The sequence below is a fragment of the Acinetobacter geminorum genome, from assembly GCF_013009345.1.
Lineage (GTDB): Bacteria > Pseudomonadota > Gammaproteobacteria > Pseudomonadales > Moraxellaceae > Acinetobacter > Acinetobacter geminorum.
In genome coordinates this window covers 269,075-282,068 of record NZ_JABELE010000001.1, presented here as the reverse complement: position 1 = coordinate 282,068, position 12,994 = coordinate 269,075, and the positions used below count along the sequence as shown (strand labels likewise).

The window sequence follows — 12,994 nt, the reverse complement described above, 5'->3', positions numbered from 1 at the left end:
ATTACGATAATTTCAAAGCAGATTGAGAGTTTTTCCACAGCAACTCAGCTAAATCTGACTCAGGCATGTTTAAATTTTCGGCCAAACTTTGTAAAACATAAGGCAAATTAACAGGGGTATTACGAGTACGCTGTTCAGTTGAGGTTTGACAACAAAGCGGTGTCATATCTGGGCAATCTGTTTCAATCACCAAGTGCTCGGCACCTATAGCATTTACCACAGTATGAAGCTTTTTCGCATTTGGGTTGGTAATTTGCCCCGTTACACCAATTTTAAAACCAAGCTTAATAAGACCCTTTGCCTCTTCTACCCCACCACTAAATGCATGAGCAATGCCTCCCAATTTAAATTTTTGAGATTTTAATATAGCAAGCACATCACCATGCGCTTTTCGAATGTGGAGTAACACTGGTTTTTGATATTGGGTTGCAAGCTCTAACTGATCTGCAAAATATTGTTTTTGCTTTGCATATACGTCTGGCTGCTTATGTTCTTTTAAGAAAGTATCTAAGCCAATTTCACCTACAGCCACGCAGTTTTCTTGCTGCAAGATTTGTTCAAGATGAGTCAAATGCTCTGGTTGATGCTGTTCAATATAAAACGGATGTAAACCTGGTGCTAAATATGAAGCAGGCACATTTTCCCAACTTTTTAACTGATGATGAGTCTGCACCAGCTCATCAAAACGTGACTGCACAAACCCAATTAAGACTAATGCATCTACACCCACCTTTTTAGCGTCGACTGCTAACTGTTGCCGGTCTTCATCAAAATCGGCAACATCAAAATGGGTATGAGTATCAAACAAATGCATTAGCCAGCACTTTTTGCAACTGGTGCCGAAGCTGGTTTAGCTTTAGGCTGTGGCAAATATTCCTCTTTCAACACATCTTGCAATTGATCATAAGGAATGACTAATCGAGGGAGTCCAACCACATATGGTCCAATTTCATACTCACCGTATTGAAGGATTAAACCTTGCTCACTCAACAAGAAGTTATTAGATAATTTAAATGGCCATGCTTGTTCATAGTCAGCAACATTATCAGCTAATTTAGAGTCCGTTACCCATGTCTTAAAGGCTTCATGAGCTAACTTCTCTAAACTTGCTTTTTGCTGAGGGCGTAATAAATCTTCAAGCTTAATTTGCTTTTGTTCTTTTAAATCAAAATTATAATAATGCTGTGCAGCAGAGCCATGAGCCCCTCCTAAATAGCTACTACTATTAAGCACTACAGTTACAACTCTACCTTGAGCCTGCAAAATCTTAGGTTTAACTAAAAGATTAATCTGATGATTACTACTTAAAGCTTTTAACTCATTATCTAGATCAATAAATGAATTTGCATAGCGTTGCACCTGTGTATCAAAGCTATTTTTTTGCTCTGCACCCGCTGCCGCTGAAGCTTCTGCTTTTTGTTCCGCTTGCGTATTCTTAACATCAGGTTCAGCAATTTCTAAAATTTGATTTAATGTATTTAAGATTTGTTGATCTATAATTTTGTCAATAAAAGGAAAATTACTCTGTAAGCGCGCTACCGTAAATTCTGGACAGGTTTTACCATCACAATCAGGTAAAACCACCTTACTAGGAATCGTTTCACCCTTCAAAGTCAACTCTACTGGCTTTTTTTCCTCGACTGCTGGTTTCTGCTGCTCTTGAGAATCCTTAGGATCAGCTTTAGGTTGGCATGCTGCCAAAAATATAGCAGAAGCAAGCAAAGTTAATCGCAGTGAAGCTTTAGAAGATAACATCATATTTTGCCTTTTATTCTAAGGAGATTACGCTATGCCTTTCTAAGAAATTAGCGCATATAAATAGAGGTTGCAAATTCTGCTACCATCTTAAAACATTTGTTCATAAACCTCGGGTTGTAATATTTTTTTGGTCTGTTCTTTAGATAAATAAATATCGAGCTGTGGAGCGTCTTTAGTAATCTGGTTTGCCTGATAATGTAAGCCAACACCTTCTCCATCAAAGAACCAATCTGCCTGCCCCCAATATAAAGTTTTTGGTGCTTCTTTTTTTATGTCAGCAGTCTGCTTTTTTAACCAATCTTGATATGCGACCTGCACCATTTGATGCACAGTCGTTTGCTGATCCTTTTTTAAAACATCTAACAAAGTTAAGCTCTTATGCAGTTTTCGGTCGGCCACAAAAAAGTAATAGCGATCTTTGATCGTGAGCTCTTCTTGCTTGGTATCAAGTCCTAATTGCAATAAAACGTATTGGTTACGCTGCGATGCAATACGGGTATGAAGATGCAATTCGTAAGCCCGATTCTTTGAATATTTATCTTGCCATTCATCAGACTTTTTAACATAAGCATTAATGGCTTGCTGCAAACTTAAGTCTTTTTTCAAATCAATTTGATCTTGAATTACCTTAGCCTGACTTTTCGCGATCCATTCATTTAGCCATACATCTTGGGTCTTTATCGTTTGAATATCGACATCAATACAATTTTTCTTCTCACAAAATGGTAAAGCATAATCAGCTTTTACTTGCTGCAAGTTTAGAAATGGTAGTACTTCAGCTTTCTCTATATTTTGATTTTGGGTAGAAGCTGATTTTATTTGAGAAGATGATGAAGGTTGAGAGCTTTTCCAGACAAAAAGGCAAATAGCCAAAAGTAATATGATTACCGCAACTAAAAGTGCAATAACTGTCTTTCTATTCAAATTCATTTCATCATCCTTTCTTATTTTTCAAAACAAAACAGCTTCTGTTCGAAGCTGTCTGTCAAATCTTAAAGATTAGTGTTCACGTGTGCTACGGAACTGAATATCAGGCCAACGCTCTTGCATAATCTGCAAGTTCACACGACTTGGCGCAAGATAAGTTAAGTGACCACCACCATCTATAGAAAGTTGATCATGTGCTTTTTTCTTAAACTCATTAAGAATCTTGTCATCATCACAATGAATCCAACGCACAGTATTTACACTTACAGGCTCGTAAACACAGTCAACTTTATATTCTTCTTTCAGACGGTAAGCAACCACATCAAACTGAAGTACACCCACAGCACCCACGATCAAATCATTGCTAATTTGTGGCATAAATACCTGAGTTGCGCCTTCTTCAGACAACTCTTTCAAACCTTTTTGCAACTGTTTTGACTTTAATGGATCTTTCAAACGTACACGGCGGAACATTTCTGGAGCAAAGTGAGGAATACCTGTGAAGTGCAAGTTTTCACCGCTAGTGAACGTATCACCAATTTGAATTGTGCCATGGTTATGTAAACCAATAATATCACCTGGCCACGCTTCTTCTAAGTGCTCACGCTCACCCGCAAGGAATGTTAATGCATCACTAATACGAACATCTTTACCAATACGTACATGATTCATTTTCAAACCTTTCTCGTATTTACCTGAGCAAATACGCATAAAGGCAATACGGTCACGGTGTTTCGGATCCATATTTGCTTGAATTTTAAATACGAAACCAGAAAAGCCTTCTTCTTTTGCATCAACAACACGCTCTTGTGTTGGATGAGCTTTAGGTTCTGGTGCCCAATTCATAAATGCATCTAATACATGGTCAACACCAAAGTTACCCAATGCTGTACCAAATAGAACTGGAGTTTGTTTACCTTGTAAAAATAATTCGCGGTCTAAAGGTTCGTTCGCCATTTGTACGAGCTCAAGTGACTCTTCAAAAGACGCCCAAGCCAGCTCACCTACTTTTTCACGGATATCTGCGTGGTCATAACCTTCACGCACTTCAATATCTGTAATCGTTGAGCCAAAGCCTGCTTTGTAGACATACAACTTATTCTCAAGAATGTTGTATACACCCGCAAAATCACGTCCCATCCCTAATGGCCATGTAATAGGTACACAACGAATATTAAGGACATTCTCAATTTCATCCAGCAACTCAAGTGGTTCACGAATCTCACGGTCCATCTTGTTTACAAATGAAATGATAGGAGTGTCACGCATACGACAAACTTCCATCAATTTGATGGTACGTTCTTCGACACCTTTTGCACCGTCAATCACCATAAGTGCCGAGTCAACAGCGGTTAGAGTCCGATAAGTATCTTCAGAGAAGTCTTCATGCCCTGGTGTATCGAGCAAGTTAATAGTATGACCTTTATATGGGAACTGCATAACCGAAGTGGTAATGGAAATTCCACGCTCTTTTTCCATTTCCATCCAGTCAGATGTAGCTGCGCGATCAGATTTACGGCTTTTTACCATCCCTGCAACCTGAATTGCTTTACCCCATAACAGTAATTTCTCTGTCATAGTCGTTTTACCGGCATCAGGGTGGGAAATGATGGCAAATGTGCGGCGTTGAGCAACCTGTGCCGCTAACTCATCTTTAAAACTCATGAAATACACCTACTGCGGAGATTGCAGTGCCAAAGACCTAAAGTCGATCAAAATAAAAATTGGCGTAATTGTAGCAGATTTATAGAAGTGTTTAATGGTTGTTGATAAGCCATGAGCCACTCACAAGCTTTTTAAATACTTTTTTTAAAATGTGGCTTAGCGTCTTAGAAATTTTATAATAAAAAAGCCCATCTGATCGTAGATGAGCTTTTTTAAGAATTAGTAGAATAGTTATGCCAGTTTTTTTTCTTCAATAAATTGGACATCCGCAATTTGTGCATCCCAGAATTCATTCCATAAAGCACAATAATCAATACATAACTTGGTTAAGCTTTCATAATCATCTTTTGTAATTGCTTGCGCTAACGCAAACCAAAGGTCATCTTCATGATCATCGTCAGCAGCCTCAGATGTTTCATCCGTAGATACACCATGTACATGGTAGTAACCACCACCTTCCACATCGATATTTACGAATTTGGTTGCTTGACGTAATGGAGGACTAAAAAGAATGACTTCCTCTTCTGCAACAGCTAACAATGCTACGACATTAATATAACTATCATACGAAGATTCTAAAAATGATCTAACCTGATTAGCGATTTTTGATGGTTTATAATTACGACGATCAAGCTCTGTTAAGCCATAATCATTAAGTAAATCTTCATACAAAGGATAGTGAGCGTATTCAGGATTACCCAGATAGTAGTTATCTTTATCTAATCCCGGACGGAAACCAAATTCATCAAGTATATTTAAACTTAATAATACTCTTGGAAACATTTTAGCTCCAGAATGGAGTTTAGGTTCCAATTGTTTGGTCTGAAATTGTGCTTGTAGTAAAGCATCAGTAAAAATCTGTACAATTGCATGACGATATTCTAAATGAATACGAATTAAACTCGTCTTATCGAGATACCCATTATTTAATACCTCAATCGCCGGATGTTTAGAAACGGGTAATTCCGCAATTTTACTTCTTAACTGTTCGAGAAATTTTAAATTTTCATCCCATTGTTTTGCAGGAATACTACTTCTCATCCCCTGCAATGCTTTTTCTCTTGGATTATTAAAGTCTTCAAATTTTTTTGACATAATCGTTCTCAGTAAAAAGTTTATTCTTATAGTTAAGTTATAGGTCTTATTTTTATTTAAATTTTGCATTCAATTGCTAAAATAAATTCCACAAACCAAAACTTAACAATTTTATATTATGTTTGTTAACTCAACAAATCAACGAATTAATTAATAATTTTTAAAAAAAGTAAAATATTGCCAAGTAGAAACATATATTTTTATTTTTAATAACAAATCAAGATATTGAATAAATATAATTTTTTAAATATGATTAGAGAAAATTTATTTAAGCTTTCATACTTTACAATAGCAGAGTTAATCAAAAATATTTGTGACGGATAAATCGATGTCAAAAAGAGAAAATATTATAACAACAGCCACCTCCCTCTTTAATCAGAAAAGCTACACCTCTATTGGAGTTGACTGTATTATCGCTGAATCAGGCGTTGCAAAAATGACTTTTTATAAGTACTTTTCTTCTAAAGAAAACTTAATTGAAGAATGTCTTCGCCAAAGGAATCAAGAAGTTCAGGCTTCTCTATTTCAAAAAATTAGCAATATTGATGATCCATTGATTAAACTTAAAAGTGTTTTTAACTGGTATATTGACTGGATCAATACAGATGATTTCAATGGTTGTTTATTTAAAAAAGCGACGATCGAAGTCATGCAATTGTATCCCTCTCTTAAAGATCAAGTGAATAAATATCGAGAGTGGATTTACAAATTGGTTTTCTCAATATTTCTAGAATTAGAAATTAAAGATACTCATACACTTACTAGTCTTTTCCTTAATATAATTGATGGAGTTATTATTGATGGTACAATAAATAAATCACAAATTAACTCCCAAAAAACATGGTCTTATATTAAAAAATTTATTAAATTCGAAGCAATTCAAGAGTTCGAAACAGCATAACCTATAAATTAGCTAGAACCCTACATTTTAACAAAAATAAACAATATTTTAATTCGGTGGAGCATAAACCAAACTCCACCACGATCTCTATCTCTTAAAATATTTAAAAATTTAAACAACTATATTTTATAAAAAATAACAATTTATTATACAAACTTAATAATAAATTATATTAATCAATTTTAAACATTGAAACTTATATCCCAAACAATAAACTTATTAGTATTACTTTATACTTGCAGTATATATTCATGAATTATTATATGTAAAATACTCAACTAACTGAAAAACTAATACTATTCACTACTACAAATATATAGGTGTGTTTTAGAAGATAAATTTATTTTAATTAATTATTCTTTAAAGAAAAAAATAAAAAGGAAATGTTATTTTTAAAAATCGATATAGAAAAGATTAAGCGAAGTGAGCGCCTTGAGATTCAATCAGTTGATCGACGTGAACTGGCATTCCCAACAAATAACCTTGGAACTGTTGACACCCTAAACGCGTTAAAATCTCAACCTGTTGCTGGGTTTCCACCCCTTCTGCTGTTACAGTTAAACCTAACTTTTTAGCTAAATGTATAATACTTTCTAGAATAACTTCTTCTTTAGAACCCGGCTTTAAATCAACAATAAAGCCACGATCAATTTTCAACTCATCTACAGGTAAATCTTTTAAATACAAAAAGCTTGAATGGCCTGTTCCAAAATCATCAATTGCGACCCGAATACCCATATCACGTAGCCGCTCACAAGCTCGAATGCTCAAGTCAATATGACGCATTGCTGTCGATTCAGTAATTTCAACAATTAAATGGTGAGGTTGAATCTGGTATTTTTTTAATAATCCTTCGAGCGTACTAAATAATTTTTTATTTTCGAACTGTAGTGCAGATAAGTTTACTGCAACTGGGTAAAATGGAATGTTACTACGTTCCCACTGTTGAATTTGCAGGCAAGCTTGCTCAAGCGCCCAATACCCCATTGGAATGATCAAACCCGTTTTTTCTGCCCCTTCTATGAACATATGTGGTGTGAGTATTCCTAAAGCAGGATGATTCCAACGGATTAATGCCTCAACACCACAGATTTCAAGATTCGTATTAAATTTTGGTTGGTAATATAGGATGAACTGCTTTTCTTCTACGGCCTTATAAAGATCATTGATCAGTTTTGACTGACTTCTTGTTTCTTGTTGATGGGTTGAATAACTAAAGATGGTGTAAGTATTTCGGCCTTGTTCTTTAGACATAAGCATCGCGGCATCAGCGTTCATGAGTAAGTCCTGAACATTTTGTCCGTGCTCAGGAAATAGTGCCACCCCTAAACTTGCAGAGATATTAATTTCTTTACCAGAAATTTGATAACTTTCCTGAATCAGCTGTAAAACTTTCTCAGCCAAAATAACTGCTTCATCGGCATTTGTATTTTCGGCAATAAGCAAAAACTCATCACCGCCAATTCTAAGCAGTTTACATTTCTCATTGAGTTGCCAGTGTAAGCGGTTTGCCATCTGAATCAGTAATTGATCACCCACATGATGTCCAAATGCATCATTCACCGATTTAAATCGGTCTAAGTCAATGTATAAGAAAGCAATTTTCTGGTCTTTGTACCGATGATCTGAGAGTAACACTTCAGCATAATCCACCAAATAAAGGCGGTTAGGCAATTTGGTTAGATTGTCTTGTATAGATAGGTTAGCTAATTCTTTGTTTGCCTTACGTAGCTCTAAATTCTGTTGAGTAAGGCGTTGCTCTAACATTGCAACAATAAAACTTGCTACGAGTACCAAACATGTAACCAGAATAATTGTGAATAATAATAAGTCATGCTCAGCCTGATATTGGCTAATAAACTTATCAGTAATATTCGTCGCAATAAGCGCTGTGTAGTGCATCCCCATAATACTTAAGGTCATCATAACCGAAAATGCGATTTTTAAAGTTAAGCGATATCGTTCAGTATCTTTTAATTTATAGGCGAGTAAAAACGCTAGCCCTGAACCGCTCATTGCAATTAATACAGAAAATAAGAGTAAAAACGAAGTGTAATCTTTTTTATAAACATTCATATTCCAACCTAGCATGCTAATGTAATATGAGGCTGAAATTCCAATTCCCATAATAATCGAGCTCAAAATGAGTCTAAACAAAGGGAGTGTAAAACGCGAAGTCAGCCACATCGCAATGCAAGATAACAACGCACTGATAGCATAAGAAATTGCAATTAAAGGAATATTAGAGTGAGCAGTATCAAACAGATGATAAGCTTGTATACCAACAATATGGACGATACTAATTGCTAATGCGAGTAGTAGTCCGTTAATAAATAAAATTAAGGACTCAAATTTCTTATAGACTTGCTTGAATATTAGCTGCTCCATGGAAATTACAATATAGCAAATGAAGCCAGCTGCAATAAAAGAGCCGACGATCAATGTGCTATCGTAATCAATATGACCCATATTGGACTTCCATGATTATTCAATACTTTTTTTTATTTTGTTCAACTCATTGCCCAAAATACAATTAAACATGTTAAAGAAATTTTAGTAAATTTGACTTATTCAGTCAGTTATAAACAATAACATTATCTATCTTTTGGTCAAGTATTTTTTACTTTATAAATCAATAAAGTAAATAAAAATTAAGCAGCCAATTATATGAAAAATATAGAATTTATTTAATCTAGTCAAGTGGGCCTAATCGCAACTTTCACATTCAAATAAAATAGTATAAATAAAGAACCCTGCTTAAAGCAGGGTTCTTTTAAAGCGTTTGATAAAGAAAATTAGTTCTTTTCTTTATCTACGATTTTATTTGCTTGAATCCTGAATAGGAATCAAGAAAGCAGCGCTTTCTTCCTACGCAAGGAGCGAGGACTAGTAGAGCATTGCTCTACCCGAGCACAAGAGCGAAGTTTTACTTCGCTAACGCACGTTTCAAGCTAAAGAGAAATCTTAGTTTTTCTCTTTATCTACGATCTTGTTTGCTTGAATCCAAGGCATCATCGCACGTAACTTATTACCAGTTACTTCAATACCATGTGCAGCATTTTGACGACGACGAGCTGTCATAGATGGGTAGTTCAACGCACCTTCTTGAATGAACATCTTAGCATATTCACCAGATTGAATACGTTTCAATGCATTACGCATTGCTTCACGAGACTGTTCGTTAATAACTTCAGGACCAGTTACGTATTCGCCGTACTCAGCGTTATTAGAAACTGAGTAGTTCATGTCAGCGATACCGCCTTCGAACATTAAGTCAACGATCAATTTAAGTTCGTGTAAGCATTCAAAGTAAGCCATTTCTGGTGCATAACCAGCTTCAACTAAAGTTTCGAAGCCCATTTTCACTAATTCAACCGCACCACCACAAAGAACTGCTTGCTCACCGAATAAGTCAGTTTCAGTTTCTTCACGGAATGAAGTTTCAATAATACCTGTACGGCCGCCGCCTACGCCAGAAGCATAAGAAAGAGCAACGTTACGTGCATTACCAGAAGCATCTTGGTGAATTGCGATTAGGTCAGGAACACCTGAACCACGTTGGAACTCTGAACGTACAGTGTGACCAGGTGCTTTTGGAGCAACCATGATTACGTCTAAATCTTTACGTGGAACAACTTGGTTGTAAAGAACAGAGAAACCATGAGCAAATGCAAGAGTCGCGCCTTCTTTGATGTTTGGCTCAATCACGTCACGGTAAAGTTGTGATTGGAATTCATCTGGAGTCAAAATCATTACGAGGTCAGCTTGCTTAACAGCAGCAGGAACTTCTGCAACTTTAAGACCTGCATTTTCAGCTTTCTTCCAAGAAGCTGAATCTGCACGTAAACCTACAGTTACGTCTACGCCTGAGTCTTTAAGGTTAAGTGCATGAGCATGACCTTGAGAACCGTAACCAATAATCGCTACTTTCTTGCCTTGGATGATTGATAAGTCACAGTCTTTATCGTAAAAAATTTGCATTTGTGTTCTCCGCTAAAATACTTTTTAAAAAATTAAATGGCTAATACTTTTTCGCCACGGGCGATACCAGATACACCTGAACGAACAACTTCTAGAATAGTGTTTTCTGCAAGCGCATCGATAAAACCATCTAATTTTTCAGTTGTCCCTGCTATTTGAATGGTATAGGTAGTTGGTGTCACGTCTACAATCTGCGCACGGAAAATATCCGCAGTACGCTTAATTTCGGCACGTGAAGCTCCTAATGCTTTTACTTTGATTAGCATAAGTTCACGTTCGATGTGTGCACCTTCTGATAAGTCAACTACTTTTACAACTTCAACAAGTTTATTGAGCTGCTTAGTAATCTGTTCAATCTTATGGTCATCACCATAAGTTGTTAATGTTAAGCGTGACAAAGTTGGATCTTCGGTTGGCGCAACATTCAGTGTTTCAATGTTATATCCACGTTGGCTAAATAAACCAACAAGGCGAGAAAGCGCACCAGCTTCGTTTTCAACGAGTACAGAAATAATATGTCTCATTATGTACGCTCCCCTTTACCTAACCACATATCCTTCATAGACTGACCTGCGATCAGCATTGGATAAACATGTTCCGTGCGATCAACCATGACATTAATGAATACACATTTATCATTAATCGCCATTGCTTCAGCAAGCTTCGACTCTAGCTCATCAGCATGATCAATCTGAATACCAACGTGACCATAAGCCTCCATCAACTTGCCAAAATCAGGCAATGATTCAACGTATGAGCTTGAGTGACGACCTTCATAGTTCATATCTTGCCACTGCTTCACCATACCTAAAGCACGGTTATTCAAGCACAAGATCTTCACATTCATGCCGTATTGCTTACATGTTGAAAGCTCTTGAATACACATTTGAATTGAAGCTTCGCCAGTAATACAAACAACTTGTTGATCAGGGAAAGCAAGCTTAGCAGCCATTGCATAAGGTAAACCTACGCCCATGGTGCCTAAACCGCCTGAGTTAATCCATTGACGTGGACGTTTGTATTTGTAATACAACGCACCAAACATTTGGTGTTGGCCAACATCCGAAGTAATAATGGCATCACCATTAGTGACTTTATATAAAGCTTCAACAACTTGCTGCGGCTTCATTGTGCCATCAGTCGGGGTTTCAAACTTTAAGCCATGAACTTTACGCCATTCATTAATTTGATCCCACCACGCAGCAATTGCTTCAGGGTTTGGCTTAGACACATTTAATTGTTTCAATTGCGTCAACATTTCCTGTAGTACAGGCTCAACTGCCCCTACAATTGGAATGTGCGCCATAATTGTTTTTGAAATGCTCGCCGGATCAATATCAATATGAATAACTTTAGCATTCACACAGAATTTTGCTGGGTTATTGGTTACCCGGTCATCAAAACGCGCACCAATTGCAAGAATGACGTCAGCATTATGCATCGCCATATTTGCTTCATAAGTACCGTGCATACCCAACATGCCCACAAACTGTGGATCATCGCCAGGGAAGCCACCAAGGCCCATAAGTGTGTTAGTCACCGGATAACCGAGTAAATGCGCGAGTTCAGTCAATAATGCTGATGCATTACCTTGAACAACGCCACCACCCGTATAAATTACAGGGCGTTTTGCACTTAAAAGCTCATCAATCGCTTTACGAATTTGGCCAGAATGACCACGTGAAGGTGGTTGGTAAGAACGCATCTTCACTTTTTCAGGATATTCGTACGCAAATTTTTCTGCAGGATTTGTCGCATCTTTAGGAATATCGACGACAACTGGACCAGGGCGACCACTTGCTGCGATATAAAATGCTTTTTTGATAATTGCAGGGATTTCGCTTGCATGACGAACTTGGAAGCTGTGTTTCACGATAGGACGTGAAATACCCACCATATCAGTTTCCTGGAAAGCGTCTTCACCAATAAGATGTGATGCAACCTGGCCAGACAAAATCACCATCGGGATTGAGTCCATATAAGCTGTTGCAATTGGAGTTACTGTATTGGTTGCGCCAGGTCCAGAAGTGACCAGTACTACGCCAGTCTTACCTGTAGCACGCGAGTAAGCATCTGCCATATGACCAGCAGCTTGTTCATGACGTACGAGGTAATGATTAATTTTGTCTTGTTGAAATAGCGCATCATAAATATGTAATACAGCGCCGCCTGGATAACCAAAAACATGTTCAACGCCTTCGTCCGCAAGAGCACGAACGAGCATTTCACCACCAGATAAAAGTTCCAACGTGATTCACCCTAAAATCTTTATCACTATTTATGGAAGGCACAAATAGTGTTTCATTCATTGAATTGTCTGCACTGTTATAGCACACATATTGTCTAGTTTTCGTTGCAATAGAAAAATTTCTGTTTTTCAGCCGTATAAGCTTTTTTAACATTAATAAAGCATGTCTGGATATACATACTTTAAGTAAAATCAATCTCTCGGCTAGAGAGAATGTCTATTACAAAACATGACGGTTATTCGAAGGGTGATCAAATAATCGCATATAAAACTAAAGGAAGCATTTTTGTTGTTTAATTCACTAAAGTCAAGATTAAAGAAACACTTTTCTATGATTATTTTTTAACTGACTATTTTTTCATCTTATTTGATTTTTCCACTTTTCTTTTTTTATGGCTACCCCGCTTTTTTCAGGTTTA

General features: G+C 36.8%; 10 protein-coding genes. 1 reads left to right on the top strand and 9 read right to left on the bottom strand.

The genetic code is table 11. The features are described 5' to 3' along the window. Nucleotide 1: 1 nt before the first annotated feature. The 5 genes from HJG58_RS01295 to HJG58_RS01275 form a co-directional block, all read right to left on the bottom strand. Nucleotides 2-814, bottom strand: a complete 813-nt coding sequence (locus HJG58_RS01295; RefSeq protein WP_170247658.1) for a TatD family hydrolase — start codon at nucleotides 812-814, stop codon at nucleotides 2-4. Next, a complete protein-coding gene (locus tag HJG58_RS01290; protein WP_170247657.1) occupies nucleotides 814-1,755 on the bottom strand; it encodes an RsiV family protein in 942 nt (313 codons plus the stop codon). Before HJG58_RS01290 ends, HJG58_RS01295 begins: the two co-directional genes overlap by 1 nt. A 90-nt stretch (nucleotides 1,756-1,845) precedes the next feature. Then, nucleotides 1,846-2,688 (bottom strand): hypothetical protein, encoded by an 843-nt coding sequence (locus HJG58_RS01285; protein ID WP_170247656.1) that lies wholly within the window; start codon nucleotides 2,686-2,688, stop codon nucleotides 1,846-1,848. A 69-nt stretch (nucleotides 2,689-2,757) separates the two neighbouring features. After that, entirely contained in the window at nucleotides 2,758-4,350 is a 1,593-nt protein-coding gene (locus HJG58_RS01280; RefSeq protein ID WP_170247655.1) for a peptide chain release factor 3, read from the bottom strand. A gap of 231 nt (nucleotides 4,351-4,581) precedes the next feature. Further along, nucleotides 4,582-5,445 (bottom strand): hypothetical protein, encoded by an 864-nt coding sequence (locus tag HJG58_RS01275; RefSeq protein ID WP_170247654.1) that lies wholly within the window; start codon nucleotides 5,443-5,445, stop codon nucleotides 4,582-4,584. A gap of 328 nt (nucleotides 5,446-5,773) precedes the next feature. On the opposite strand from HJG58_RS01275, the gene HJG58_RS01270 reads away from it, so the two are divergent. Further along, nucleotides 5,774-6,346, top strand: a complete 573-nt coding sequence (locus HJG58_RS01270; RefSeq protein ID WP_170247653.1) for a TetR/AcrR family transcriptional regulator — start codon at nucleotides 5,774-5,776, stop codon at nucleotides 6,344-6,346. 414 nt (nucleotides 6,347-6,760) lie between these two features. Here the strand turns inward: HJG58_RS01270 and HJG58_RS01265 are convergent, their stop codons facing one another. The 4 genes from HJG58_RS01265 to HJG58_RS01250 form a co-directional block, all read right to left on the bottom strand. After that, nucleotides 6,761-8,815, bottom strand: a complete 2,055-nt coding sequence (locus HJG58_RS01265) for a bifunctional diguanylate cyclase/phosphodiesterase (protein ID WP_170247652.1) — start codon at nucleotides 8,813-8,815, stop codon at nucleotides 6,761-6,763. Nucleotides 8,816-9,310: 495 nt separating this feature from the next. Then, nucleotides 9,311-10,327 carry a ketol-acid reductoisomerase gene (gene ilvC / locus HJG58_RS01260; protein WP_170247651.1) on the bottom strand — a complete coding sequence of 339 codons (1,017 nt, stop codon included), beginning with the start codon at nucleotides 10,325-10,327 and terminating at the stop codon, nucleotides 9,311-9,313. A 32-nt stretch (nucleotides 10,328-10,359) separates the two neighbouring features. Then, nucleotides 10,360-10,851 (bottom strand): acetolactate synthase small subunit, encoded by a 492-nt coding sequence (gene ilvN / locus HJG58_RS01255; RefSeq protein WP_170247650.1) that lies wholly within the window; start codon nucleotides 10,849-10,851, stop codon nucleotides 10,360-10,362. Continuing rightward, a complete protein-coding gene (locus tag HJG58_RS01250) occupies nucleotides 10,851-12,575 on the bottom strand; it encodes an acetolactate synthase 3 large subunit (protein WP_005079103.1) in 1,725 nt (574 codons plus the stop codon). Before HJG58_RS01250 ends, ilvN begins: the two co-directional genes overlap by 1 nt. Between the last annotated feature and the right edge of the window lie 419 nt (nucleotides 12,576-12,994).

Bases quoted from the DNA above. Each gene is read 5' to 3' on its own strand.
- HJG58_RS01290 (WP_170247657.1), bottom strand. From the start codon at position 1,755: ATGTTATCTTCTAAAGCTTCACTGCGATTAACTTTGCTTGCTTCTGCT.
- HJG58_RS01295 (WP_170247658.1), bottom strand. From the start codon at position 814: ATGCATTTGTTTGATACTCATACCCATTTTGATGTTGCCGATTTTGAT.
- ilvN (WP_170247650.1), bottom strand. From the start codon at position 10,851: ATGAGACATATTATTTCTGTACTCGTTGAAAACGAAGCTGGTGCGCTT.
- HJG58_RS01280 (WP_170247655.1), bottom strand. From the start codon at position 4,350: ATGAGTTTTAAAGATGAGTTAGCGGCACAGGTTGCTCAACGCCGCACA.
- HJG58_RS01275 (WP_170247654.1), bottom strand. From the start codon at position 5,445: ATGTCAAAAAAATTTGAAGACTTTAATAATCCAAGAGAAAAAGCATTG.
- HJG58_RS01265 (WP_170247652.1), bottom strand. From the start codon at position 8,815: ATGGGTCATATTGATTACGATAGCACATTGATCGTCGGCTCTTTTATT.
- HJG58_RS01270 (WP_170247653.1), top strand. From the start codon at position 5,774: ATGTCAAAAAGAGAAAATATTATAACAACAGCCACCTCCCTCTTTAAT.
- HJG58_RS01285 (WP_170247656.1), bottom strand. From the start codon at position 2,688: ATGAATTTGAATAGAAAGACAGTTATTGCACTTTTAGTTGCGGTAATC.
- ilvC (WP_170247651.1), bottom strand. From the start codon at position 10,327: ATGCAAATTTTTTACGATAAAGACTGTGACTTATCAATCATCCAAGGC.